Consider the following 25,754-nt stretch of genomic DNA (forward strand, 5'->3'; position numbering starts at 1 on the left):
CCATTCCTGCGTAGAGCGGGTGGTAGGAGGCTGCGGCCAGCAGGTTGAGGTCTTTGCCGTTGATCCAGGCGACGCCGGGGCCCTTGCAGGCGTCGTGGCCAAGGGACGGGGTGTAGGTGTCCACATAGGACGACTGGCCGTCTGCTTCGACTGCGTTGCTTACTGCCGCGTTCAGGGCTTCTTCAACGCTGGAGAGCCAGGCGTAGTCGCCGTTCGCGAAGGGCAGGACGTCGGGGCAGTAGCCTTCTTCGGGGGCGATGCGCGGGTAGCCGATGGCCAGCACCTTGGCGTGGGGCGAGCGGGCGTGGATTCCGGCCAGTACCTGCTGGATAGCTGCTTGCGTCTTGGGGAGCAGCGCCTTCATCGTGTCTACGCCGTCAACGGTGAAGTGCTGCTGGCACGGGTTTCCGGTCGGGTCCGAGGCGCGCAAGGTGGGGCAGGTGTCCACCAGCTTGCCGAACAGGCCCGAATCATTGCCGCCGATGCCGACGGTCACCAGGTCGGTGTCGGGGCGCAGTGCGGAGAACTGCGGGGCGTTCTGGCCCAGCGGCACGCTTTGCGCGCTGGTCATGTCCGACGTGTCCGCGCCGCCGCAGCTGACGTCGGTGAAGCGATCCACGTCCAGGGAGTCCGCGACCATCGACGGGTAGTTGGACGTCGAGCGGAAGCAGCCGAACGGATCCAGCCGGGGCAGCGGGATGAGCGGGCCCGACGTGTACGAGTCGCCCAAGGCGACGTAGTGGCGGTAGTGCCGGGGCGCGGCGCTCGCGGCCGCCGCCGCCGACAGAAGCAGTGCGATTGCCGCGATCGCGGCCAGCACGATTCGGATGGTGCGCATGCGAAACCCGTCCTCCCTAGCGGTCGACCCGCTTTACCTTTCGGCAAGCGGGGCGCGAGCGCTCTCCGCCGATCGGGTGGTCGGGGCGGGTTTTCACCCGGCTGCGGGGTGATCCACGGGTTTCCGCCAGATCAGCAGGTGCCGCCAGAACACCAGCGGACGGACTGTGCTGCCGGGAAGCAGGCGCGCGGCGTCGCGGCGGACGTCGTTCAGCGGCGGGAATTTCATGTGCACTGGGGCCTTGGCGACCGGGTCCGGGCCGCCGTTGAGGCGGTCTCCGGCGAAGACGATCAGCCTGGCCGCGACGTTCGCGGGGACGGCGACGAGTTCGCGGGCGTAGTCGCCGGGGCGGCTGGGGCGGCTGGGGCGGGCACAGCCGAGGACCGCGAGGACGCCGCCGGGGGCGAGCGCGTCGCGCAGTCTCGTGACGGTGTCGAACGGGACGTGGTGCAGGGAAGCCAGGCAGGAGATGTAGGCGTAGGCATCGGGTTCCAGCTGTTCGGTCGTCACGTCTGCGCGGCGGTACTCCACTGTGCCTGGTCCTGGCGAACCGGCGGACGTCGCGCGGGTGATCATTTCGGCCGACGTGTCGATGCCTTCGACGGTCATCCCGGCGGCGGCCAGCTTGCGGGCGAACCGGCCGTCGCCGCAGCCGACGTCCAGGGCACGGCCGGGGCCCGGCGGCAGGAGCCGGAGCAAGGCCGGGTGATAGTGATGGTTGTGGTCGAAGGGCATGTGCCCGACCTTGCCACGGATCGCTGCGGGCGTGATCGCGCCGAGGCCCCGGGGCCGCTGGGCGCGCGGCGGCCCCGGGTACGCTCGACAGTGTGCCGGGCCGAACCTTTCGCCTGGTCTTCCCGGTCGCGCGACCGCGCCGGGACAGCGACTTCAAGGAGTGCACGAGTGCCGCGCGGTGAGGAGCCCGAGGAGACCCGGCGGCCGGATCTCGCCGATCCGGACAGTTTCGCGGGGGTCGACGAACTGGGCGCGCTCGCGCACAGCGACGACGACGATCCCGGCGACGAACTGGAACCGGACCTCGACGCGCCGGACGCGGCCTACACCGTCGGCGGCGGTTCGCGCGGAGGGATCGGCGGCATCGGCCAGCTCGGCGACAACCTGGCGCTCGGCCCGGTGCCGGGCCTGCACGCCGAAGAGGGCACTGAGCTGCACGAACTCGATGACGAGGGCGCGCCCGCCGAGTTCGGCGACGAGAACGGCCCGGAGGCCCGCCGCGACCTGATGGCCGCCGAGGCCGAGCTGAACCAGCGCTGGCCGGAGACGAAGCTCGAACCGTCGCTCACCCGGATCCAGGCGCTGATGACGCTGCTCGGCGAGCCCAGCCAGGGCTACCCGGTGGTGCACGTCGCGGGCACCAACGGCAAGGGCTCGGTCGCGCGGATGGTCGATTCGCTGCTGACCCGCATGGGCCTGCGCTCGGGCCGCTACACGAGCCCGCACCTGCAACTGGTCACCGAGCGGATCGCGCTCGACGGCCGCCCGATCTCCGCCGCCCGCTACGCCGAGCTGTACCAGGACATCGCGCCGTACGTGGCGATGGTGGACGGCGCGAGCGAGGACGGCGTGCCGATGAGCAAGTTCGAGGTGCTCACCGGGATGGCGTTCGCGGCGTTCTCCGACGCGCCGGTCGAGGCCGCGGTGGTCGAGGCGGGCATGGGCGGTGCGTGGGACGCGACGAACGTCGCCGATGCCCAGGTCGCGGTCATCACGCCGATCGGGCTGGACCACACCGAATACCTCGGCCCGACCGCGGTCGACGCGGCCGCGGAGAAGGCCGGGATCATCAAGCCGGGGTCGGTCGCGGTGATCGGCGAGCAGGACCCCGAGGTACTGAACGTCCTGCTGAAGCGGACGGTCGAGGTCGACGCCGCGGTGGCGCGCGCGGGCAGCGAGTTCGGCGTGCTGGAACGCGAGGTCGCGGTCGGCGGGCAAATGCTGAAGCTGCAGGGCCTCGGCGGCGTCTACGACGAGATCTTCCTGCCGCTGCACGGCGCGCACCAGGCGGCGAACGCGGCCCTCGCGCTGGCCGCGGTCGAGGCGTTTTTCGGGGCGGGCAAAGACAAACAGCTCGTGGTCGAGGCGGTGCGCGAGGCGTTCGCCGAGGTCGAGAACCCGGGCAGGCTCGAACGCGTGCGGGCCGCCCCGGCGGTGCTGGTCGACGCCGCGCACAACCCGATGGGCGCGCGGGCGCTCGCCACGACGATCACCGACGAGTTCAACTTCCGCCGGCTCGTCGCGGTCGTCGGCGTGCTGGCCGACAAGGACGCGCGCGGCATCCTGGACGCGCTGGAGCCGGTGGTCTCCGACATCGTGGTCACGCGCGGTTCGTCGCCGCGGTCGCTGCCGGTCGAGGACCTGGCCGAACTGGCCGCGTCGATCTTCGGCGAGGACCGCGTGCTCGCCGAAGGCGACCTGGAGACCGCGATCGAGACCGCGATCGGCCTCGTGGAGCAGAACGACGACCCGGAGGAACCGCTCGCGGGCGGCGGCGTGCTGGTGACCGGCTCGGTGGTCACCGCGGGCGACGCGCGCACGCTGTTCGGGAAGGAGCCGGCATGAGCGAGGAAACCCCGGTCAAGCGGCCCGCGAAGGACCCGATGAAGGGCTTCCGCGGCGTCCTGGCGGGCACGCTGATCATGGAGGCGATCACCGTCGCGCTGGCGCTGCCGGTCGTCGCGAAACTCGGCGGCGGCATCACCAGCTTCACCGGCTGGACGGTCATCGCGCTGGCCGTGGTGCTGATCGTGCTGTGCGGAATGCTGAAGCACGTCTGGGCGGTGCCGGTGATCCTGCTGCTGCAGCTGGCGATCATCGGGATCGGCGTCACCCAGCCCGCGATCGCGATCATCGGCATCATCTTCCTGGCCGCGTTCCTGTGGTTCCTGTGGCTGCGCCGCGACGTCGCGCGCCGGATGGCCGCGGGCACGCTGCCGAGCCAGCAGCAGCCGCAGGCTTGAGCCCCGGGCGAGTCCAGCCAGGTCCCGGACGACGCGCTGAAGAACGGATCGCTCGAAGCCGGGGCCGAGGCGCCGGACGAACTCGACGCCCCGCTCCTCGAATGCTTTCCGGATCCCGGCGCCGCGCCCGGGTGCTCCCGCGAGGCGCGGCTCAGCGGTAGACGCTGACCTCGACCAGGTTCCGGTCCGGGTCGCGGAAGTACCCGCCGCGGATCGGCCCGGTCGCGCCCGTGCGGTCGACCGGGCCCTCCTCGACCGGCACCCCGTGCACGGCGAGGTCTTCGACCACCCGCTCCAGCGAATCGGCCGTGATCAGGCACAGGTCCGCGCTGCCCGGCGTCGGCCGGTCCGCCTTGGGTTCGACCTCGTGCAGGTTGATCTTGCTGGCGCCGAACGCCAGCGCCTTGCGGCCCGCCCCGAACGTCACCTCGGTCATGCCGAGGACGCGGTGGAGAAATCGACTGTCGCACCGAGGTCGGCGACGGTGAGGACGAGGTGGTCGAGCCGGTCGATCCGCATGGTTTCACCCTGTTCCGATGTAACGGCCGGGCCGCCACGGCGACGGTGCAAGTGTGATCGTGGTGCGCGAGCTGAGCGTGGACAACTGGGCGGAGTGGCGCGACCTCCGGCTGGCGGCGCTGAGCGAGGACCCGGAGGCGTTCAGCTCGAAACTCGCGGACTGGCNGGCAAGGCGAAGGCGACACCGAACCGCGCTGGCGGGCGCGGCTGCGCGACGTGTCGCTCAACGTCCTGGCCGACCTCGACGGCGTTCCGGCCGGGATGGTCAGCGCCAACCTGTCCGAACGCGGCGACAAAGCCGATCTGCTGTCGATGTGGGTCGCTCCGCCGGCGCGCGGCAGGGGAGTCGGGGACGCGCTCGTCCGGGCCGTGGTGCGCTGGAGCGAAGGGCGCGGGGCCGCCGAGCTGGCGTTGCGCGTCGCGGGCGGCAACCAGCACGCCATGGCGCTGTACGAACGACACGGGTTTGTGACGCGTCCTGCCCAGGAAGGCCCCTGCGAGCACGAGATGGTCCGGGAAGCACACCGAGCGTGACGACCGGCTGTGAGCTTCCTCCTGACGAGTGAGCCGTTCACCCGGCGGTCAGCCCGAGTTGGCCGCTTGGCCGTGGTCGCCGGATAGAACGGCCGCCATGACCGAAACGACCCCTTCCCGGCGCTCCGTGCTCAAAGCCGGGATCGCCGTCCCCGCGCTCGCCGCGGCAGGCGGGCTGCTGCTGCCCGGCTCCGCCTCGGCGGCCCCGCTCGTCCGCCGCGACCGTCCGGTGCTCGCCCACGGCGTCGCGTCCGGGGACGTGACCACCGGTTCCGGCATCGTGTGGTCGCGGGCCGACCGCCCGGCGCGGCTGATGGTCGAGGTCGCGCGCGACCCGTCGTTCCGGCACGCCCGCCGGGTGCCCGGCCCGTTCGTCACCCCCGCCACCGGCGGCACCGGCAAGGTGCGCGTCGCCGGGCTGGCCCCGGGCACCGAGTACCACTACCGCGTCACCGCCGTGGACCTCGACGGCCGCGGCGCGAGCGAGCCGGTCGCGGGCCGGTTCGCCACCGCGCCGGTCGGCCGCGCGAACACCCGGATCCTGTGGAGCGGCGACGTCGTCGGCCAGAACTACGGCATCAACCCAGGCCTCGGCGGCATGACGATCTTCTCCGCGATGGCCGACCGCCGTCCGGACCTCTTCCTGCACAGCGGCGACACGGTGTACGCCGACGGCCCGCTCACCGAAACCGTGACGCTGCCCGGCGGGGGCACCTGGCACAACATCGTGACGCCGGAGAAGTCGAAGGTCGCCGAAACCCTCGACGAGTACCGCGGCCAGCACGCCTACAACCGGCTCGACGCCAACTTCCGCCGGTTCGCCGCGGAGGTCCCGGCTTGTGTCCAGTGGGATGACCATGAAGTAGTCAATAACTGGTACCCCGGCGAAATCCTGCACGACCGCCCCGAATACACCGAAAAGCGGGCCGACGTCCTCGCCCGGCGCGCGTTCCAGGCGTTCCACGAATGGCATCCGATCGACCGCCGCCAGGCCGTCGACGGCCGGGTGTACCGGAGCTTCCGCCACGGCAGCCGGGTCGAGGTGTTCGTCCTCGACATGCGCACTTACCGCGACGCCAACACCTCCGACCAGACCAAGCCCGGCCACATCCTCGGCGAGGCGCAGGCCCGCTGGCTGGCCGACGCGCTCCGGCGCAGCACCGCGACCTGGAAGATCGTCCAGGCGGACATGCCGATCGGCCTCGTCGTGCCGGACGGCAAGGACATCGAGGCGGTCGCCAACGGCCTGCCCGGCGCGCCCGGCGGCCGCGAGACCGAACTGGCCTGGGTGCTGCGGCAGATTTCGCGGCACCGCGTGCGCAATGTCGTGTGGCTGACCGCTGACGTGCACTACACCGCCGCGCACCATTATTCGCCCGAGCGCGCCGTGTTCCAGGACTTCGACCCGTTCTGGGAATTCGTCTCCGGCCCGCTCAACGCGGGCGCGTTCGGCCCGAACGAACTCGACCCGACCTTCGGCCCGGAAGCGGTGTTCGTGCACGCCCCGCAGACGCAGAATTCCTCGCCGGTGCAAGGTTTCCAGCACTTCGGGGAATTGAATGTGGACGGTGCCGGCGGCGCGCTGACGGTCGACCTGCGCGACGCGACCGGGGCCTCGCTGTGGTCCAAGACGCTGCAGCCGCAGCGGCGCTGACCGGCCCGGCGGGCGCGTCGGATAGGCTCAGCGCCGAATAACACGAATCCGCACAAGGAGAAATACCGTCGTGACTGAACGCACGCTGGTCCTCGTCAAGCCCGATGGCGTCGCGCGCGGCCTCGTCGGCGAGGTCGTCTCGCGCATCGAGCGCAAGGGCCTGAAGCTGGCCGCGCTGGAACTGCGCACCGTCGAGCGCTCCGTCGCCGAGGAGCACTACGCGGAGCACAAGGAGCGCCCGTTCTTCGGCGACCTGCTGGAGTTCATCACGTCCGGCCCGCTCGTCGCGCTGGCCGTCGAGGGCCCGCGCGCGATCGCCGCGTTCCGCCAGCTCGCCGGCGGCACCGACCCGGTCGAGAAGGCCACCCCGGGCACCCTGCGCGGCGACTTCGCGCTGGAGACCCAGTACAACCTGGTGCACGGTTCGGACTCGCCGGAGTCGGCCGAGCGCGAGCTGAAGCTGTGGTTCCCCGACCTGTGATCCGGCTGAACCGGCATTGACCCTCGCGGACGCCGGGCCGGGACTTCGGTCCCGGCCCGGCGTTCGTGCTTCCCGGGCCAGCTTGTTTCCGGTGCGAGGAACTCAAGGCGGTGCCGCGGTGTGTTTGAGGTGTCTTGCCCAGCCCGAAGGCGCCGCGCCAGCTGTTGTCGCGGCCCGGACGCGGGAGTTTGCGGTCCCCCCACGGGCGGGGATGAGCCGACGCAGCTTGAGCTCCTGGCGTCGGCGGGTAATTCCGGTGCCGGGACCCCGCGCATCGGTTAGCCTCCACCCGTGACCGCCCTGCCGCTGCCGCCGCGCGACTACCTGCCGCACCTCCGTTCGCTCACCGAAGCCTTCGCCGCGGAAGCCGCGGGCGATCTCGGCAACCCGGTCCCGTACTGCGGCGACTGGACCAAGCGCGACCTCGTCACGCATCTGGGCAACGTGCACCGGTGGGCCGCCGGGATCGTCCGGACCGGCGAGCTGAGCAACCAGGAATTCGACGTCTCGCCGGGCGCCGACCTCGTGCCCTGGTACGCCGAAAGCGCCGCCGAGCTGCTGGACGCGCTCGACGCGGCCGATCCCGCCGACTCGTGCTGGGTTTTCGGTGCCGCGGAGAAGACCAAAGCGTTCTGGTTCCGCCGTCAGGTGCACGAAACTGCCGTGCATTTGGTCGACTTGTTCGGCGCACGCGGCGTAGCGGCGCGGCTTGATCCGCTGATCGCGGCCGACGGCGTCCACGAGGTGCTCGGCACGATGCTGCCGCGCGTCGCGCGCTGGAAGCACGAGGTTCCGCTGGCCGCGCCGATCACCTTGCGCACCACCGACACCGGGCACGCGTGGACCGTCGTGCCCGGCGAACCGCCCGAGCTGGGCGCGGGCGAAGCGGTGGCCACCGTCGCGGCGGCCGCGCAGCATTTGCTGGTGCTGCTGTGGAATCGCACCGATGCGCAGCCGGAGATCGCCGGAGACGAGGCCGTCGCGAAGGAGTTCCTCGCCGCGCGCATGACACCCTGAGCGGATAATCCTGCGCCATTCAGGTCCCGTTCACCGCAGGGCCTTCCGGCGGTCGCGCCGATGGATTTGGCTGACCTGAGCCATCGTCGCGATCGTGGGGTATCTGGTGAAAAGATCAAGATCCGTGCTGCTCAGCGCCCTTCTGGTGCTGACGCTGGCCACACCGGCGCAGGCCGGCCCGCTCTCCGCTCCGCTCGGCCCGCCGCCGGTCGAGAGCGCCTCCGCCTTCTCCTCGGCCCGGGAGGCTCCGGCGATCGCCGCGGCGCCCGCCGCCGACGACGGCCTCGAAACCAGCAGCGCCACCAACGCGGTGGCACCTGGTCTGAACCTCACCCAGTTCGACCGCTTCGACCCGAAGGGCTGGATCCGCGGCGACGCGCTGAGCGTCGACCTCACCAGCAAGGTCCTGAAGCCGGCTTACCTCAGCCCGGGCACCGTTTCCGCGCGCACTCCGCTGTCTCAGCAGGTCGCTCGCGCCGGTGCGGTCGCGGGCGTCAACGGCGATTTCTTCGACATCAACGCCTCCGGTGCGCCGCTCGGCGTCGGCATCGACAAGGGCGAGCTGCACAACGCACCCGCGTCCGGCCACAACACCACCGCGGCGATCACCGAGCAGGGTCGCGCGAAGCTCGCCGACATCTTCCTCGAAGCGTCGGTCACGTTGCCGGACGGCCGAGCTGTTCCTGCAACGAACTTCAACAGCCCGGTGCTCGGCAAGGACGCTCTCGGCGTCTACACGCCGCTCTGGGGCGCTTCGGCGCGAGCGACGTCGGTCGCCGGTGCGCAGAAGGTCGTCGAGATCGAGGTCCGCGACGGCGTCGTGACGCAGGTGCGTCCGAATCCCGCAGACGGCCCGATTCCGGCTGGCAGCACGCTGCTGCTCGGCCGGGAAGCTGGCGCGGACGCATTGTCGGCGTTGCACATCGGTGACCGCGTGGGCGTTTCGTACGCGCCGCGGACCGACGCGGGCAAGATCGCCGTCGCGGTCGGCGGAAACAAGACGCTGCTGAAGGGCGGGCAGCTCCAGCAGCTCGACGATGTCACCCTCGCCCCGCGTACCGGCGTCGGCTTTTCCGCTGACGGCAAGCGGATGTGGCTCGTCACGGTGGACGGCCGCCAGGCCGACAGCCGCGGGATGACCGAGCTGGAAATGGCCCGGCAGCTGAAGCGGCTCGGTGCCGACGACGCGATCAACCTCGATGGCGGCGGCTCCTCGACCCTGCTCGCGCGTAACGAAGGAGAAGCCGCACCGTCTGTGCGCAACTCGCCTTCGGACGGTGGGGAACGCCTGGTGCCCAACGGCATCGGCTTCGCAACGGTGGCCGGCAGCGGACGGCTGACTGGCTTCGCGCCCGCCCCCGCGCAGGAGGGCGACAACTCGACCCGCGTGCTGTCCGGCCTGAGCCGCGCACTCGTGCCGAACGGCCACGACGAGACGGGCGCCGCAGTGGCGTCGCGCCCGTTCTGGACCACGTCGAATCCGTTCCGCGGCACTGTCACGAAGAACGTTTTCACCGCGCAGCCCGACTTCCTGCATCCGGACGCGCGAGCCGACGTGACGGTGACCGCGCACCAGAACTTCGTGAACGGCCGCACGAAGCTGACCGTGCTGGGCAAGCCGGTTCGCCTTGGCGCGAGCACGAAGCAGGTCGCGCTGTCGGGTGCGGATGCGCGCGGCGAGTTCCAGGTCTACGGCTACGACGCGGACGGTTATGGCACCTGGATCGAACCGTCGGACGTGAAGCTCGAATACGACCCCGCCGTGGTGAAGATCGAGCCGTCGGGCAAGGGTTTCGCAGTCACCGCGAAGACCGCGTCCGGGGCCACGGCGATCACCGTGCACGCAGGCGGGAAGACCATGCACCTGGCGGCTTCGGTGGGCACCGAAGCCACGGTCGCGGCGCCGCTGGCCGGTCCGGAAGGCTGGTCCGCAACGGTGTATCCGGCCGTCGTCGGCGCCGCGCTTTCCTCGGCAGACGGCCGCAACGGCGGCAAGGGCCTGGCGCTCGACTACCGGCTCACCGGCACCACCGCCACCCGCGCCGCGTATGTCAACGCTGCCGACCCGATCGCGGTTCCGGCTGGCACGCAGAAGATCGGCATGTGGATCAACGGCGACGGCAAGGGCGCCTGGATCCGCGCGGAACTCCGCGACGGCGCCAGCACCGCGTCCATTGTGGATCTTTCGCTGAGCGTCAATTGGACCGGCTGGCGATACGTGACAGCCGCGGTGCCCGCCGGGCTGCCGGACGGGCAGCGCCTCACCCGGTTCTATGCCGTGGAAACCGCGGCGGGCAAACAGTACGAAGGCAGACTGGTGTTCAACGACCTCACCTTCGAGGTCGCCCCGAGCACCTCCGTGCCGCACGATCCGGCTGTCCCGGACCCGGCGCTCGTCACCGACGGCACACTCGGCGAGGGCGGCCTGAAGATCGCGGTCGTCAGCGACGCCCAGTTCACCGCCGACGCCCCGGACGGCCCGCTGGTCGCCCAAGCGCGCCGGGCACTGCGCGAGGCCATTGCCGCGAAACCGGATCTCGTGCTGATCAACGGCGACTTCGTGGACCGCGGCACCGCGCCGGACTTCGTGCTGGCCCGCAAGATCATCACCGAAGAACTGGACGGCCGCGTCCCCTGGTACTACGTCCCCGGCAACCACGAAGCCGAGGGCGGCAACGGCCTGAAGAACTTCCAGGACGCGTTCGGGGAGACGCACCGCGTGGCCGACGTCAACGGCGTTCGGCTGATCCTGATGGACTCGTCGCGCGGCTCCCTGCGCGCGGGCGGATTCGACCAGGTGCGGATGATGCGCGAGGCGCTCGACAACGCGGCGAAGGACCGTTCCGTGCGCGGTGTGGTCGTCGCGATGCACCACCCGGTGAAGGACCCGAGCCCGACCGGCAATTCGCAGCTGGGCGACCGGAAGGAGGCCGAGCTGCTGCGGACGTGGCTGACCGGTTTCGAGGAGAAGTCCGGAAAACCGGCCGCGTCGCTGGCTTCGCACGCGGGAGTGTTCGGCCTGTCGCGCACGGACGGCGTGCCGTACCTGGTGAACGGCAACTCGGGCAAGACCCCCGCCGCGGCCCCCGGCGACGGCGGCTTCGTCGGCTGGACCCTGGTGCGAGTGGACCCCTCGGACCGCGGCCAGCCGGTGCGATTCGAGACGCGCCCGAACGTCGACGCGCTGACGGTGACCGGCCCGGGCACGCTTCCGTGGGGCGGGACCGGGAAGGTGACCGCCACGGTGACCCAGGAGGGCCGGTCGATTCCGGTGACTTACCCGGTGAGCGCCGCGTGGGGTGGTCGCGGGGTGCACCTCGGCAGCTGGCCGCCCGCGCCGTGGGATGTGGTGTCGCTCGACCCGGCCACCGGGACGGTGCGGGGCCTGCGTCCAGGCACGGCGGAAATCTCGGTGACGGTGAACGGGGTGACCCGTTCGGCGCCGGCGACGGTGCGCTGAAGTCCGTGAGGGGGCCCTGAGGGAATCAGATTCCCGCAAGGCCCCCCTCACGGACAGCTCGGTCGCGTCGAGGGAGGGGTCGTGTACCTCTGCCAGTTCCGGTTCTGGGAAACGGGTCGAGAATTGTCGGTCCCTCCCTCTACTGTCGTTCCTCGTGGGAGAGTCGGCATCGGAACCAGCCCTCGTGCAAGCGAAGGCGCTGGTCAAAAGGTTCGGAAAATTCGAGGCAGTCCGCGGCATCGACGTCGAGGTGCGGCCAGGGGAGGCGTTCGGCTTCCTCGGGCCCAACGGCGCCGGGAAGTCATCGACAATGCGGATGATCGCGTGCGTGTCTCCGCGCACCGACGGCGATCTGCGCGTCCTCGGCATGGACCCCGACGCCGACGGGCCGCGGATCCGCGCGCGCCTTGGCGTGGTGCCGCAGGAGGACAACCTCGACGTGGAGCTCACCGTCCGGCAGAACCTGCACGTCTACGGCCGGTATTTCGGCCTCTCCCGGGCCCGTGTCCGGCAGAAGGCGGTCGAGCTGATGGAGTTCGCGCAGCTGTCCGACCGCGCCGAGAAACCGGTCGATTCGCTCTCCGGCGGCATGAAGCGGCGGCTCACCATCGCCCGGTCGCTGGTCAACGACCCGGAACTGCTGCTGCTCGACGAACCGACCACCGGGCTCGATCCGCAGGCGCGGCACCTGTTGTGGGACCGGCTTTTCCGGCTCAAAGCCCGCGGCACCACGCTCATCGTCACCACCCACTACATGGACGAAGCAGAACAACTCTGCGACCGGCTGGTCGTCATGGACGGGGGCCGGATCGCCGCGGAAGGCTCGCCCGCCGACCTGATCGCGCGGCATTCCACCCGGGAAGTCGTCGAGCTCCGGTTCGCGCCGGGCGAGCAGCAGGACGCGGCCGACCGGCTCGAAGGGCTGGCCGAACGCGTCGAAGTCCTCCCGGACCGGGTGCTGCTGTACACGATGACCGGCGAGGCCACTCTCGAACGCGCGCACGAGCGCGGCCTGCGCCCGTTGTCGAGCCTGGTCCGGCGCAGTTCTCTGGAGGACGTCTTCCTCCGCCTCACCGGCCGGACGTTGGTGGACTGATGACCGCTCCCGCCACCGGCCGCGTCGTCGGCCGGTTCCACGGCGCCTGGCTGCGCGTCGAGGGCTACTGGACCTGGTACCGCAGGCACTGGCTCAGCACGCTCTACTCCACCGGCCTGCAACCGGTCCTGTTCCTCGCCGCGATGGGGCTCGGGTTCGGCTCGCAGGTCAAGGCCGGTCCGGCGACCGGCGGGGTGTCCTACCTCGGGTACGTCGCCCCGGCGCTGCTGGTGGCAGGCGCGGCGCAGCAAGCGGTCAGCGAGTCGAGTTATCCGGTGCTCAGCGGATTCAAATGGCAGAAGGACTATCTGGCCGTCACCGCGACGCCGGTGTCTCCGGGCCAGGTCCTCGGCGGGCACCAGATCTGGACCATGCTGCGGCTCGCCCTTTCCGGCACGGTCTACGCGCTCATCGCGTGGTTGTTCGGCGCCTGGGACAACGCGGGAGCGCTGCTGGTGGTCCTCGTCGGCGTTCTCACCGGCCTCGCCTGCGGATCGCTGATCGCCGCGCTGGCGGCGTGGACCTTCGACGAGGGACAGCGGTTCGGGCTGATTTTCCGGTTCGTCGTCATCCCGATGACCCTGTTCTCCGGCACGTTCTTCCCGATCACCCAATTGCCGCTGTACCTGCGCTGGCTCGCCTGGATTTCCCCGCTGTGGCACGGCACCGAGCTCTCGCGCGCCGCCACGCTCGGCGGGCGGGAGCTGCTCCCGGTGCTCGGGCACCTCGCGTATCTGGCGGCGCTGGTCGCGATCGGCTGGACGATCGCGCACCGCGGCTTCTACCGACGGCTGGTGGCGTGATGACCGACCTGCGAAGCGCCCCCATTCTCCCGCAGCGGCGCGGAATTCTGCTCCGCGTCCTGCCCGCGGGCATGTACAGCGGCCGCGCGACCGCATTGATCGAACGCGCGCTCACTGTCTACGGGCGGTCGTGGACGATCCTCGTGTCCGGCGCGCTTGAGCCGTTGTTCTACTTGCTCGCGTTCCAGGTCGGCTTCGGCAAACTGGTCACCACGGTGCCGGGGCCGGACGGGCAGCCGATGAGCTATGTCGCGTTCGTCGCGCCCGCGCTGCTGGCTTCGTCGGCGATGAACGGCGCGGTTTTCGAATGCACGTACAACCTGTTTTTCAAGCTGCGCTACGCCAAGACGTACGACGCGATGCTGGCGACTCCGGTCGGCCCGCTCGACGTCGCGCTCGGCGAGATCGCGTGGGCGATGATGCGCGGCGGCCTCTATTCGGTCGCGTTCCTGGCGGTCACCGGCGTCATGGGGCTGCTCACGTCCTGGTGGGCGCTGCTGCTCCTGCCCGCCGCGCTGCTCGTGTCGTTCGCGTTCGCGGCCATCAGCATCACGCTGGTCAGCTTCCTGAAGTCGACGTCCCAATTCGACTACATCCAGCTCGTCCTGATGCCGATGTTCCTGTTCTCCACCACGTTCTTCCCGATCACGGTCTACCCGGAAGCGCTGCAGTGGCTGGTCCGCTGCTTCCCGCTCTACCACGGGATCGAGCTGATGCGCGGGCTTTCCGCCGGCATCTTCTCCTGGAGCATGCTGGGCAACCTGGCGTACCTGCTGGCGCTCGCCGCGATCGGGATCTGGGGCGCGACAAGGAGGATCGCGAAACTGCTGCTGACCTGAACGCGGCTCAGCGGGCCGGGCTGGGCAGTCCGGTGTGCGCCGGTGCCACCGCGGACCGGGCGTCGACGAGGCCGTGGCCGTAGAAGCCGTTGTATCCGTCGTAGCCGGAGCAGTAGGCGTCCTGGGCGCCGTCGCCGGTCAGATCGTAGTCGTCCGGGCACGGCATCGGCGTCGCCCGGGAGTCCAGCGCGCGGCGCAGCTCGGCGGCCGTCCACGGGGGATGCACCGACTTGAGCAACGCCAGCACCCCGGCGACGTGCGGCGCCGCCATCGACGTCCCGCACATCGGCGCGTAGCCGCCCGGAACGGTCGAAACCACGCACCGGTCGTCGTCGCCGCCCGGGGCCGTGACATCGACCACACCGAGCCCGTACGAGCTGTAGCCCGACTTCACCCGGTCCGGGCTGATCGCCGAGGCCGTCACCACGTCCCGCAGCCCGGCCGGCAGTGCCTCGCACTTCCCGGCGGCGGACGGCGAACCCGAGCGGCCCGAAGGCGTGAGGTCGACCGCCTCGTTGGTCGCGGCGGCGACGTTCAGCGTGCCCTGGGACGTCGCGTACTCCACGGCTCGCGCCAGCACTTCGTGCACCACGCCGCGGTCGTTGCCGCGCACGCAGGACAGCGACCACGGATTCACGAACCAGCTGCTGTTGGCGATCGGCAGATGCCGCGCCGCCGACCACATGATCCCGCAGACCGCCGCCTCGGGATCGGCGTAGCCGCGATCGTCGATCACCTTCACCGACGCGATCCGCACGCCCGGCGCGACGCCGGTGATGCCCTTGCGGTCGTCGGCCGCGGCGATGATGCCCGCGACGTGGGTGCCGTGCGCCGAGGTCGTCGGCTGCCACGCGGCCGGGCTCGGGTCCGGGACGCCGGTGAGGCAGCCCGCCGAATCGTCCGGGTCGATCGCCGCGGCGAGGTCGGGGTGCTTCGGGTCGACGCCGGAGTCCAGGACGCCGACGACCACCGCGCGGCTGCCTTCGGTGACCTGGTGCGCGGCCGGAGCGCCGATCTGGTTCATGTCCCACTGCCGCGAGGACAGGTCCGCGGCGGGCACTCGCGCCGGGTCGCTGAGCGGGAGTTCGGCCCGCGCGGGCTGGGCCGCGGCGCCCGGTCGCCCGGCGGTCGTCCGGGTGGCTTGCGCGCTGAATGCCCGTTCCGGGCCGAGACGGTCCGCGAACGCCCGATCGGCGGACGTGACGACCGCCACGGAAATCTGCGGATAGTAGCCCGCGAGCTGCCCGCAGCCCGCGCTCGTCTGCTGGCGGGCGGAAGATTCCGGGGTTCCGCGGTCGAACGCGACGACGTAGCGCACCGCCCGGCCGCCGGAGGCGCATCCGGGGCTCGCGACGGCGGCGGGGGAGACCGCGGCGCAGCCGGCGAGGACCAGGACAGAGCACACGGCCGCCCGCAGCGGCCGCGCCAGCACAGACACCGGACCTCCCACCGCGCGCGGGGCTATGCCGGGCGCCCGCGCGAGCGCCCGAGCCCGCACGCTAACCACCCCGGGCCCGGCGCGACAAGCGATGCGCGGAAGTTCGCCCGGGCGCATGATCGCGGCACGCCCGGGCGCCTGCCGAGGGACACCGACTACACCGGGTGTCCCCCCGGGTGTGGGATACTCGCGTTGGCCGCTGCGCCGACGGGCATCCCGCTCGCGTCGTGAGCGGCCCGGAGGAGTGCCGGACCGGCACCACGCGCGTCGCCCCCGGGAGGCCGGGCCAAGGTCGATGTCGTGGCGGGTGGCCCGGGGGTCGCGAGCAGGCCGGCACCCCGCCGAGCAGACCAGGAACCGAGCGGCCGCCGACCGGCGGACCGCACGGCTGCCAGCAGGATTCCCGCCGCTGGTCACCACCACGGCGGGCACGGAACAGAAAGGGCCCCTGCGCGGCCGCGTCACCACCGGTGCGAACCGGCTGACGCGCCCGGGGGCGGAGGAGACATATGTCGAACGCGGACACACCCGCCGATCAGACCGGCGGGAATACCGTCGCACCCACGACCAGCAGGCTGGGCGAGCTGCCGCCGCGCATCCGCGTGCACGCGCTGGCCAAGCTGCTCGGCCTGAGCAGCCGCGACCTGCTCGGCAAGCTCGCCGAGCTGGGGGAAAGCCCCCGCAGCGCCCAGTCGAGCGTGACCAAGGAGGTCGCGCACCGCGTCGCGGTCATCCTCGACGCGGAGACCGCCGAAGCCACCGGGCAGAGCCCGGCCGCGGCCGAGCCGGAGGCCGCCGCCGGGACCGAAGCCGCCGAGCAGACCGGCGCGACCGCCGGAGCCCAGGACAGCGAGGAAGCCCCGGAAGCCACCCAGGGCACCGCCGCGCAGACCCCCGAATCCTCGGAAGCCGTCGCACAGGATGCTGCTTCGCGCCAAACCGCCGCTCCGGAAGCGGTCGTCGCGCCGGGTGCTGGGGCTTCGGACACTGCCACCCCGGAAACCGGTGCTGAGCAGGGCGCTGGGGCTTCGGACACTGCCGCTCCGGAAGCGGTCGTCGCGCCGGGTGCTGGGGCTTCGGACACTGCCGCTCCGGAAGCGGTCGCCGCGCCGGGTGCCGGGGCTTCGGACACTGCCACCCCGGAAACCGGTGCTGAGCAGGGCGCTGGGGCTTCGGACACCACCGCTCCGGAAGCGGTCGCCGCGCCGGGGACTGGGGCCTCAGACACCGCCACCCCGAAAACCGGTGCTGAGCAGGGCACTGCCTCGGAAGCCGCTTCGCGGGACGCGGCCCCGGCCCGTCCGTTCTCCGCCGAATCCGCCGAGCCGGAAGCCGCTCGGGAAACCGGCGAGAAGCGCACCCGCACCCGTCGCGCCCGCCGGGCCGTCGCGCCCGCGATCCCGGCCGAACAGCAGGAAACCGAGCAGGCCGCCCCGGTCCGCGGCCCCGTGCACGTGCCGGTCTTCGCCGCGCCCTCGCCGGTCTTCCTGCCGCCCGAGCCCGCGCAGCAGTCGCGTACCAAGCCCGAGCCGGTGTTCGGTGCCGGCGAGCCTCCCGCGCAGGCCGAGCGTCCTGACCGCACCGCCGAAACCGCCGAGGAGGACATCTCCGACGAGACCCGCGACGAGCGTTCCGACGAGGACGGCGACGACGCGGGCGGCCGTCGCCGGCGCCGTCGCGGCCGTCGTGGCCGCGGCCGGGGCAAGGGCGGCGACGAGGCCCAGTCCGAGAACGAGGACGAAACCTCCGAGGGCCAGCACGACCAGCAGGCCAAGGACAGCAAAGACGCCAAAGACACCAAGGACAAGACCGCGAAGCCGGACGAGATGGGCGACGCCGACGCGGAGTCCGACGACGACTCCGAGTCCGACAGCGGCAGCAAGCGCCGCCGCCGTCGCCGCCGCCGCAAGGGCGGGGACGACGACGGGGCCGACACGAACGGCACCGACGACCCGCCGAACACCGTCACGCACGTCCGCCAGGCCAAGGCCGCCGAGACCGAGCGCCCGGCGCGCGACGAGGTGCGCAGCGTCCGCGGTTCCACCCGGCTGGAGGCCAAGCGCCAGCGCCGCCGCGACGGCCGCGAGGCGGGCCGCCGCCGCGCCCCGATCCTGTCCGAGGCCGAGTTCCTCGCCCGCCGCGAGTCGGTCGAGCGCACCATGGTCGTCGCCGAGAAGGGTGAGTCCACGCAGATCGCCGTGCTCGAGGACGGCGTGCTGGTCGAGCACTTCCTGACGTCGTCGGGCACCGGTTCGATCGTCGGCAACGTCTACCTCGGCCGCGTCCAGAACGTGCTGCCCAGCATGGAGGCCGCGTTCATCGACATCGGCCGCGGCCGCAACGCCGTGCTCTACGCGGGCGAGGTCGACTGGGATTCGGCCGGGCTGGAGGGCAAGGCGCGCAAGATCGAGCAGGCGCTCTCCACCGGCGACAGCGTCCTGGTGCAGGTCACCAAGGACCCGGTCGGGCACAAGGGCGCCCGGCTGACCACGCAGATCTCGCTGCCCGGCCGGTTCCTCGTCTACGTCCCCGCGGGCGGGGCCACCGGCATCTCCCGCAAGCTGCCGGAGAACGAGCGGCGCAGGCTCAAGGACATCCTCAAGCGGATCGTCCCGGAGGACGCGGGCGTCATCATCCGCACCGCCTCGGAGGGCATCGGCGAGGACGAGCTGGGCCGCGACGTCGACCGCCTCAAGGCGCAGTGGGACGTCATCAAGGAGAAGGCCGCCGCCGCTTCCGGCAAAAAGGGCAACGCGCCGACCATGCTCTACGAGGAGCCGGACCTGCTGGTCAAGGTCGTGCGCGATCTGTTCACCGAGGACTTCGTCAAGCTGGAAGTCCAGGGCGGCCGGTCCTGGGACACCATCAACGACTACGTCCAGCACGTCGCGCCCGACCTCGCCGACCGGCTCAAGCGCTACACCGGCACCGGCGACGCGTTCGCCGACCACCGGATCGACGAGCAGATCACCAAGGCGCTCGATCGCAAGGTCTGGCTGCCCTCGGGCGGCTACCTGGTCATCGACCGCACCGAGGCGATGACCGTCATCGACGTCAACACCGGCAAGTTCACCGGCTCGGGCGGCAACCTCGAGGAGACGGTGACCCGCAACAACCTGGAGTCGGCGGAGGAGATCGTCCGCCAGCTGCGGCTGCGGGACATCGGCGGCATCATCGTCATCGACTTCATCGACATGGTGCTCGAGTCCAACCGCGAGCTGGTGCTGCGCAGGCTCACCGAATGCCTGGGCCGCGACCGCACGCGCCACCAGGTAGCCGAGGTCACGTCGCTGGGCCTGGTGCAGATGACGCGCAAGAAGATCGGCACCGGGCTGCTTGAGGCGTTCTCCACGCCCTGCGAGCACTGCAAGGGCCGCGGCGTCGTCGTGTCCACCGAACCGCAGCGCACCGGCGGCGGCAACGGGAACGGCCACAACGGCGGCGGCAATGGGCACAACGGCCACAGCCACGGCGGCGGCGACACCAAGAGCTCGCGGCGCTCCCGCGGCCGCGGCAAGGGCGAGGAGCAGCAGCACCACGAGCCCAAGCCGGAGCAGCCCGCCCCGGCGCCGACCCCGGAACAGCGCGAGTCGGTCGTGTCGGCGGTGCAGGCCATGGCCAACGCGTCCAAGGCGAAGCACGAGCACCCCGATACGGAAGCCGCTGAGGGGAAGGAGCGGGAAACGGCCGAGCAGGCCGCCGCGCCGGACAAGACCGAGGACAAGGCGGAAGACAAGGCGGAGGCCCCGGCCCCCGTCCAGCAGCCGGAAGCGAAGCAGCCGGAGCCCGCGGCCAGCCAGGCCGCGCCGGAGGCGGACGCCCCGGAGGCGGACGCCCCGGAGGCGGACGCCCCGGAGGCGGACGCGGGAGAAGAACCCGAGGTCGACGTCCCGGCCCCGGCCGTGCGCAGCACCCGGCGCCGTCCGCGCCGCACCGCTTCGCGTCCGGCAGGGCCGCCGGTGAAGGCTTCGGACCAGAGTTGATCCACCACGGGTACCCCGGGTGCAGCAGCGCCCGGGGCCTCCCGTAACCTGTAGTACGGCTCATCGCAAGCATGAGCCGCTGCGCGAGCACCTGGACCGCCCCCGGGCGGGCCGGCCGCGCCAGCCCCCTAACCCATTGTCGAGTAATGCAGGAGACTTCCGTGTCGGCGTACGCGATCGTCAAGACCGGTGGCAAGCAGTACAAGGTTGCCGTCGGCGACGTCGTCGAGGTCGAGAAGCTCGAGGGCGAGCCGGGCACCGAGCACACCTTCCCCGCCGTGCTGTTCGTGGACGGTGGCGAGGTCACCACGGACGCCGACGCGTTGGCGAAGGTCTCGGTCACCGGCAAGGTCGTCGAGCAGACCAAGGGTCCGAAGATCCGGATCCACAAGTTCAAGAACAAGACCGGCTACCACAAGCGCCAGGGTCACCGGCAGAAGCTGACCCGCGTCGAGGTCACCGGCATCTCCAAGTAGTTCTTCGGATCTTCGAGACTGAAGCTTTCAAGAAGGGGCATGAGCGATGGCTCACAAGAAGGGTGCGTCCAGCTCCCGCAACGGTCGTGATTCGAACGCCCAGCGACTGGGCGTCAAGCGCTTCGGCGGCCAGGAGGTGAACGCGGGCGAGATCCTGATCCGCCAGCGTGGCACCAAGTTCCACCCCGGTGTGAACGTCGGCCGCGGCGGCGACGACACGCTGTTCGCGCTCGCCGCCGGTGCGGTCGAGTTCGGCTCGAAGCGCGGCCGCAAGACGGTCAACATCGTGCCGGTCGAAGCCTGATCTTCGGCGCGAGCTTTTGGGCGACGTGTGTCCGCGGAATACGCGGACCACGTCGCTCGCTTATGTCACCCGGGGGCCGAGCCCCCGGACCCCCACGGTGCGGCCGCTGGCAGACCCAGCGTGGTCCGCACCGTTTTGTCGTTTCGTGAGTGAAGTGAGGCAAGCCCATGGCGTCCCGGTTCGTGGACCGCGCGGTCATCCATCTGACCGCCGGGGACGGGGGAAACGGCTGTGCCTCGGTGCACCGCGAAAAGTTCAAGCCGCTCGGCGGCCCGGACGGCGGCAACGGAGGCAACGGCGGTGACGTCACCCTCCTCGTCGACGCCAACGTGCACACCCTCCTCGACTTCCACTTCCGCCCGCACGCCCGCGCAGGCAACGGCAAAATGGGCATGGGCAGCAACCGCAACGGCGCCGCCGGCGAGGGCCTGGAGATGAAGGTCCCGCCGGGCACCGTCGTGTTCACTGAGGACGGCGAACTCGTCGCGGACCTCACCAACCCCGGCACCCGGTTCGTCGCCGCCCAAGGCGGTCGCGGCGGGCTCGGCAACGCCGCGCTCGCCTCCAAGGCCCGCAAAGCGCCGGGGTTCGCGCTGCTCGGCGAGCCCGGCGAGAGCCGGAACCTCGTGCTGGAGCTGCGTTCGGTCGCCGACGTCGGCCTGCTCGGCTTCCCGTCCGCGGGCAAGTCGTCGCTGATTTCCGTGCTGTCCGCCGCGAAGCCGAAGATCGCCGACTACCCGTTCACCACGCTCGTGCCGAACCTCGGCGTGATCACCGCCGGCTCGTCGGTCTTCACGATGGCCGACGTGCCGGGCCTGATCCCGGGCGCGTCCGAGGGGCGCGGGCTCGGCCTGGACTTCCTGCGCCACATCGAACGCTGCGCCGTGCTGGTGCACGTGGTCGACTGCGCGACGCTGGAGCCGGGCCGCGATCCGCTGTCCGATGTGGACGCTCTCGAAGCGGAGCTGGCCCGCTACACGCCGGGGCTGGGCGGCAAGCTCGAGGAACGCCCGCGCGTGGTGGTGCTGAACAAGATCGACATCCCGGAAGCGGCCGAGCTGGCCGAGTTCGTGCGCCCCGACCTGGAGGCGCGCGGGCTGCGGGTGTTCGAGGTCTCGACCGCGTCGCGCAAGGGCCTGAAGGAGCTGAGCTTCGCGCTGGCGGAGGTCGTCGAGGCCTACCGGGAGGCGCAGCCGGTGCTGGAGCCGGAGAAGATCGTGCTGCACCCGCTCGCGATCGACGACAGCGGGTTCACCGTCGAACGCGATCCGGAGGAAGAAGGCGGGTTCATCGTCCGCGGTTCGCGCCCGGAGCGGTGGATCCGGCAGACGAACTTCGCCAACGACGAGGCAGTCGGCTACCTCGCGGACCGGCTCAACCGGCTCGGCGTCGAGGAAGCGCTCGCGAAGAACGGCGCCCGCCCGGGCAGCCCGGTCACCATCGGCGACATCCAGTTCGAATGGCAGCCCTCCACGCCGGGCGTCGCGGTGCACTTGTCCGGCCGTGGCACGGACGTCCGGCTGGAGCGCACCGACCGCGTCGGCGCGTCCGAGCGCAAGGAAGCCCGCCGGATCCGCCGCGACGGCACCGGCGAGGACGAGGACCTGGTCGAAGAGGAGACCGCCCCGTCTGTCGACGCTGAGCTGGATGACGTGTGGGAAGACGAGGAGCAGGCGGAGCGCGACCGGTGAGCGGCACGCGGCACGCGATCGCGGAAGCTCGCCGGCTGGTCGTCAAGGTCGGTTCCTCGGCACTGACGACCGCGGGCAGCGGGCTCGACGTCGCGCGGCTCGACGCCTTGGTGGATGCCATCGCGGATCGCGTGGCCCGCGACGCGCAGATCGTCCTCGTGTCCTCGGGTGCGATCGGTGCCGGGCTCGCGCCGTTGAAGCTGGGCAAGCGCCCGCGCGACCTGGCCACTCAGCAGGCCGCGGCGAGCGTCGGACAGCTCGCGCTGGCGCACGCGTACGCGGAATCGTTCGGCCGCTACTGCCTGACCGTCGGCCAGGTGCTGCTCACTTCCGACGATGTCGTCCGCCGCTCGCACTACCGCAACGCGCAGCGCACGTTCTCCCGGCTGCTCGCGCTCGGCGCGGTGCCGGTCGTGAACGAGAACGACACCGTTGCCACGCAAGAGATCCGCTTCGGCGACAACGACCGGCTCGCCGCGCTCGTGGCGCACCTCGTCGGTGCCGACGCGCTCGTCCTGCTGTCCGATGTGGACGGTCTGTACGACGGCGACCCGCGCGACGGCGCGACCCGCAAGATCACCGAGGTGCGCGGCGAGTCCGATGTGGAGGGCATCGCGGTCGGAATGTCGTCCTCGGGTCTCGGCACCGGCGGCATGGTCTCGAAACTTTCCGCCGCGCGCACCGCGGCCGGCGCCGGAATCCCGGTGCTGCTGGCCGCTGCCGCCGACGCCGGGGACGCGCTGCGCGAGGCGAACGTCGGCACCGCGTTCGCGCCCGCTGACACCCGGCTGTCCGCCCGCCGCTTCTGGCTCGGGTATGCCGCCGACACCTCCGGCCGGCTCCGCCTGGACGACGGCGCGGTGCGGGCGATCCTGCGACGCCGGTCGCTGCTGGCGGCCGGAATCACTGGTTGGGACGGGGATTTCGAGGCCGGAGATGTCGTCGATCTGGTGGATTCGGCGGACGTGCCGGTGGCGCGCGGGGTGGTCGGGTTCGATGCGGGGGAGCTGCCTGGGTTGATCGGGCGGTCCAGCCATGAGGTCCCGGTGGAACACCGCCGGGAGGTCGTCCACGCCGACGATCTCGTACCGCTGCGCCGCTAAGAAGCCCGGCACCGAAGATCCCGCCCGAACCGATTCGCGGACCTGAGGGCAGGGCGAGCCGGCCCGGCTCAAGCCTGTGGCATTGCCGNGCATTGCCGCTAAGACCCCGAGAGATGCCGAGCCACGCGAGCCAGCTGCTCCGCGTAGTACTCCACAAAGGACTCTGCCGACGGATCCTCCCCGGTGAGCGCTTCCGCGATCCGGGGGAGCGACGTCGGCGCGCTCGCCGCCGCCATCAGCATCAGCAGCAACGTCTCCGGGTCCACATCGGACGGGAAGTCGCCCGCTTCCTGCCGGGCCCGCATGTACTTGAGCTGACCCCGCAGGAACTCCCGCTGCGACTCCGCCGCCGCCTCGTCCGGGGTGCCCTCGGCCATGTTCTCCCGCAGGAACAACCGGGCCTGGTCTTGGTCGGAGAGCCCGCTCCTGGCGAAATCCGCGAGCACGTCCGCGAGCGGACGGTCCGGCGTGGTCATCGCGGAGAACCCGGCGAACGGTTCGCTCGCGACCTCCGCGTACAGGCCTTCCTTGCCGCCGAAGTAATACGAGATCAGCTGCTTGTTCACTCCGGCGCGCTGCGCGATGTCGCTGACCCGCGCGGCCGCGTACCCCTTGCTGCCGAACTCGGCCTTGGCCGCCTCGAAAATGCGGGCCTTCGTGCGTTCGGGATCGCGCTGACGCTCACCGGGGCGCGGCGCGCGGCGCGGGGTGGTCTCGGACACCTGCGCAGCCTAACCGACGCATTAATCATCCAAAAGGTTGACGCAATCATCCTTGTGGATAATTATGGAGACCGACCGAGAGGGGATGACCGTGAACAAGATCAAGGTGGCGGTGGTAGGCGGCGGCACCGGCGGGTTGTGCCTGGCGCACGGCCTGGCGCGGGCCGGAGTCGAGGTGGCGGTGTACGAGCGCAGCCGCACCCGGACCGAGCGCTTGCAGGGCTACCGCGTGCACATCGCGCCGATGGGCTCCGCCGCACTGCACGAGTGCTTGCCGGCCGAGGCGTGGGAGCGCTTCCTCGCCACGACGGGGGAGAGCAAGGGCGTGTTCGGATTCGTCACCGAGCAGATGCGCGAACTGGCGGCTCTCGATGCTCCGCCGAGCGGCGATCCGGCCGCCGCGCACCATTCGGCGAGCCGGATCTCGATGCACCAGGTGCTGTCGTCCGGATTGGACGACGTCCTGTGGCACGGCAAGGAATTCGTGCGCTACGAGACCGGCCCGAAGGGCGTCGGCCTGCACTTCGCGGACGGCACCACCGCCGAGGCGGACCTGGTCGTCGGCGCGGACGGAGCGAATTCCCGGGTCCGTGCGCAACTGCTGCCGCACGCGAAGCGGGCGGACACCGGGATCCGCACCGTCATCGGTAAGTTCCCGCTGAACGCCGAGTCCGTCCGGCAGCTCCCGGAACGGCTGGCGACCGCCCCGACGTACGTGCTGCCGCCGGCGGGCAGCGGGATGTTCACCGCGCCGCACGAGTTTCCGGCGGCTTCGGCCAACGACGAGTCCGCGGCCCTCGATCCGGTCCTGTTCGACAACACCGGCAGCTACGTGATGTGGTCCTACGGAGCGAAAGCCGGGCTGTTCCCCGGCGATCTCGCCGAATTGGCCGCTCCCGCGCTCCGGTCGCTGATGCTGGAGCGGATCCGCGACTGGCATCCGGCGTTCAGCCGGCTGGTGCGGGACTCGCCGGACGGCACGGTGAGCATGCTGCCGATCCGCACGTCGGTGCCGGTCCGCGAGTGGGAGCCCGGTCCGGTCACCCTGCTCGGCGATGCCGTGCACAGCATGACGCCGTTTCGCGGCATCGGCGCGAACATCGCCCTGTGCGACGCACAAGTGTTGTGCCGCAACCTTTCCCGCGGCGGCGACGTGACCGCTGCGGTCGCCGACTACGAGCGGCAGATGCGGAAGTACGCGTACCCGCAAGTGCGTGGTTCGCTGCGCAGCGCCGGGCAGTTCGTGACGGAAAGCCGGTTCAGCCGCAGGGCGATGCGCGCGTCGATGACCGTGCTGGGGGCGGGCCTTTCGCTGCGGCGGAAGCTGCGCGGCTGACGTCAGCCCGCGCCGTACCAGCGCCCGCCCGGCGGCATGGCGTACTCCTTGTACAGCAGAGCTGCCAGGGTTTGCCAGCCGGTTTCGTCCGCGGTGTAGGTCTGGCCGCCCGGCGCGATCAGCACGGCCTGGCCGCTCGCGTCGGCGACCAGCGAGATCGACACGCGGAATTCGTCGTAGTCGTGCCGCACCAGCCAACGCCGCCCGATCGTGAACCGGCGGCGCGCGGTGACCGGATAACGCACGTCGACGTCGGAGACGCCGGTGCCGACGGTCGTCCACAGCGGGGTGACGCGGAGCCCGGCCAGGTGCACGAGCTGCGGTTTCCCGCCGTCCGGTTCGAAGCGGTAGTACGGACGCCTGCGCCACTGCTCCCAGCGCAGCCGCCGCCGTTCGCGGCGGATCGGGCCGCGCAGCCGGGACAGCGCCTCCTCGACCAGCGCGAGGGCGCGGGCGTAATCGGGATCGTCGCGGGACACGAG

General features: G+C 71.2%; 22 protein-coding genes. 16 read left to right on the plus strand and 6 right to left on the minus strand.

The window, feature by feature from the left end; translation table 11 throughout:
* Together A4R44_RS26210 and A4R44_RS26215 are read right to left on the minus strand one after the other, a co-directional pair.
* Positions 1 to 838: SGNH/GDSL hydrolase family protein (locus A4R44_RS26210; RefSeq protein WP_067586154.1), on the minus strand; the 838-nt coding region annotated here is incomplete at its 3' end.
* Between the two features lie 93 nt (positions 839 to 931).
* Positions 932 to 1,573 (minus strand): bifunctional 2-polyprenyl-6-hydroxyphenol methylase/3-demethylubiquinol 3-O-methyltransferase UbiG, encoded by a 642-nt coding sequence (locus A4R44_RS26215; RefSeq protein WP_067586157.1) that lies wholly within the window; start codon positions 1,571 to 1,573, stop codon positions 932 to 934.
* A 168-nt stretch (positions 1,574 to 1,741) separates the two neighbouring features.
* Here A4R44_RS26215 and A4R44_RS26220 point away from each other — a divergent pair, with 168 nt between their 5' ends.
* Together A4R44_RS26220 and A4R44_RS26225 are read left to right on the plus strand one after the other, a co-directional pair.
* Positions 1,742 to 3,418, plus strand: a complete 1,677-nt coding sequence (locus A4R44_RS26220; RefSeq protein ID WP_067586160.1) for a folylpolyglutamate synthase/dihydrofolate synthase family protein — start codon at positions 1,742 to 1,744, stop codon at positions 3,416 to 3,418.
* Positions 3,415 to 3,816, plus strand: coding sequence for a DUF4233 domain-containing protein (locus tag A4R44_RS26225; RefSeq protein WP_067586163.1), 402 nt, complete (start codon positions 3,415 to 3,417; stop codon positions 3,814 to 3,816). The genes A4R44_RS26220 and A4R44_RS26225 overlap by 4 nt, the downstream gene beginning before the upstream one ends.
* 151 nt (positions 3,817 to 3,967) lie before the next feature.
* On the opposite strand, the gene A4R44_RS26230 is transcribed toward A4R44_RS26225, so the two are convergent.
* Positions 3,968 to 4,252, minus strand: coding sequence for a VOC family protein (locus A4R44_RS26230; protein ID WP_232791780.1), 285 nt, complete (start codon positions 4,250 to 4,252; stop codon positions 3,968 to 3,970).
* A 299-nt stretch (positions 4,253 to 4,551) separates the two neighbouring features.
* On the opposite strand from A4R44_RS26230, the gene A4R44_RS26235 reads away from it, so the two are divergent.
* The 8 genes from A4R44_RS26235 to A4R44_RS26270 all read left to right on the plus strand — a co-directional run bounded on the left by A4R44_RS26235 (position 4,552) and on the right by A4R44_RS26270 (position 14,219).
* Entirely contained in the window at positions 4,552 to 4,869 is a 318-nt protein-coding gene (locus A4R44_RS26235) for a GNAT family N-acetyltransferase (RefSeq protein WP_232791781.1), read from the plus strand.
* A gap of 97 nt (positions 4,870 to 4,966) precedes the next feature.
* The gene (locus A4R44_RS26240) at positions 4,967 to 6,523 is read left to right on the plus strand and encodes an alkaline phosphatase (protein WP_067586166.1); all 1,557 of its coding nucleotides are present in this window, start codon (positions 4,967 to 4,969) and stop codon (positions 6,521 to 6,523) included.
* Between the two features lie 70 nt (positions 6,524 to 6,593).
* A complete protein-coding gene (gene ndk, locus A4R44_RS26245; protein ID WP_020660996.1) occupies positions 6,594 to 7,004 on the plus strand; it encodes a nucleoside-diphosphate kinase in 411 nt (136 codons plus the stop codon).
* A gap of 291 nt (positions 7,005 to 7,295) precedes the next feature.
* Positions 7,296 to 8,021, plus strand: coding sequence for a maleylpyruvate isomerase family mycothiol-dependent enzyme (locus A4R44_RS26250; protein WP_067586169.1), 726 nt, complete (start codon positions 7,296 to 7,298; stop codon positions 8,019 to 8,021).
* A gap of 124 nt (positions 8,022 to 8,145) precedes the next feature.
* Positions 8,146 to 11,481, plus strand: a complete 3,336-nt coding sequence (locus A4R44_RS26255; RefSeq protein WP_095213606.1) for a phosphodiester glycosidase family protein — start codon at positions 8,146 to 8,148, stop codon at positions 11,479 to 11,481.
* A 154-nt stretch (positions 11,482 to 11,635) separates the two neighbouring features.
* Entirely contained in the window at positions 11,636 to 12,577 is a 942-nt protein-coding gene (locus A4R44_RS26260) for an ABC transporter ATP-binding protein (protein WP_067586172.1), read from the plus strand.
* Entirely contained in the window at positions 12,577 to 13,380 is an 804-nt protein-coding gene (locus A4R44_RS26265) for an ABC transporter permease (RefSeq protein ID WP_067586175.1), read from the plus strand. The genes A4R44_RS26260 and A4R44_RS26265 overlap by 1 nt, the downstream gene beginning before the upstream one ends.
* On the plus strand, positions 13,380 to 14,219 hold the full coding sequence (locus tag A4R44_RS26270; protein ID WP_067586570.1) for an ABC transporter permease: 840 nt from the start codon (positions 13,380 to 13,382) through the stop codon (positions 14,217 to 14,219). Before A4R44_RS26265 ends, A4R44_RS26270 begins: the two co-directional genes overlap by 1 nt.
* A 7-nt stretch (positions 14,220 to 14,226) precedes the next feature.
* On the opposite strand, the gene A4R44_RS26275 is transcribed toward A4R44_RS26270, so the two are convergent.
* Positions 14,227 to 15,657 (minus strand): S8 family serine peptidase, encoded by a 1,431-nt coding sequence (locus A4R44_RS26275; protein ID WP_067586178.1) that lies wholly within the window; start codon positions 15,655 to 15,657, stop codon positions 14,227 to 14,229.
* A 509-nt stretch (positions 15,658 to 16,166) separates the two neighbouring features.
* Here A4R44_RS26275 and A4R44_RS26280 point away from each other — a divergent pair.
* From A4R44_RS26280 to proB, 5 genes are all read left to right on the plus strand, one after another.
* On the plus strand, positions 16,167 to 19,640 hold the full coding sequence (locus A4R44_RS26280; protein ID WP_095213607.1) for a translation initiation factor IF-2 N-terminal domain-containing protein: 3,474 nt from the start codon (positions 16,167 to 16,169) through the stop codon (positions 19,638 to 19,640).
* Positions 19,641 to 19,801: 161 nt separating this feature from the next.
* Positions 19,802 to 20,116 carry a 50S ribosomal protein L21 gene (gene rplU, locus A4R44_RS26285; protein WP_009081084.1) on the plus strand — a complete coding sequence of 105 codons (315 nt, stop codon included), beginning with the start codon at positions 19,802 to 19,804 and terminating at the stop codon, positions 20,114 to 20,116.
* A 46-nt stretch (positions 20,117 to 20,162) separates the two neighbouring features.
* Positions 20,163 to 20,420: a 50S ribosomal protein L27 gene (gene rpmA / locus A4R44_RS26290; protein ID WP_009081082.1), complete on the plus strand. Its 258-nt coding sequence runs from the start codon at positions 20,163 to 20,165 to the stop codon at positions 20,418 to 20,420.
* A 167-nt stretch (positions 20,421 to 20,587) separates the two neighbouring features.
* Positions 20,588 to 22,111 carry a GTPase ObgE gene (gene obgE / locus A4R44_RS26295; RefSeq protein ID WP_067586181.1) on the plus strand — a complete coding sequence of 508 codons (1,524 nt, stop codon included), beginning with the start codon at positions 20,588 to 20,590 and terminating at the stop codon, positions 22,109 to 22,111.
* Positions 22,108 to 23,214: a glutamate 5-kinase gene (gene proB / locus A4R44_RS26300; protein ID WP_067586184.1), complete on the plus strand. Its 1,107-nt coding sequence runs from the start codon at positions 22,108 to 22,110 to the stop codon at positions 23,212 to 23,214. Before obgE ends, proB begins: the two co-directional genes overlap by 4 nt.
* A gap of 98 nt (positions 23,215 to 23,312) precedes the next feature.
* On the opposite strand, the gene A4R44_RS26305 is transcribed toward proB, so the two are convergent.
* The gene (locus A4R44_RS26305; RefSeq protein WP_067586187.1) at positions 23,313 to 23,936 is read right to left on the minus strand and encodes a TetR/AcrR family transcriptional regulator; all 624 of its coding nucleotides are present in this window, start codon (positions 23,934 to 23,936) and stop codon (positions 23,313 to 23,315) included.
* An 85-nt stretch (positions 23,937 to 24,021) separates the two neighbouring features.
* Between A4R44_RS26305 and A4R44_RS26310 the strand changes: the two genes are divergently transcribed.
* Positions 24,022 to 25,272, plus strand: a complete 1,251-nt coding sequence (locus tag A4R44_RS26310; RefSeq protein WP_095213619.1) for an NAD(P)/FAD-dependent oxidoreductase — start codon at positions 24,022 to 24,024, stop codon at positions 25,270 to 25,272.
* Between the two features lie 2 nt (positions 25,273 to 25,274).
* On the opposite strand, the gene A4R44_RS26315 is transcribed toward A4R44_RS26310, so the two are convergent.
* Entirely contained in the window at positions 25,275 to 25,751 is a 477-nt protein-coding gene (locus A4R44_RS26315) for a hypothetical protein (protein WP_067586190.1), read from the minus strand.
* Between the last annotated feature and the right edge of the window lie 3 nt (positions 25,752 to 25,754).

This window comes from Amycolatopsis sp. M39, from assembly GCF_001651785.1.
GTDB classification, from domain to species: Bacteria; Actinomycetota; Actinomycetes; order Mycobacteriales; family Pseudonocardiaceae; genus Amycolatopsis; species Amycolatopsis rubida.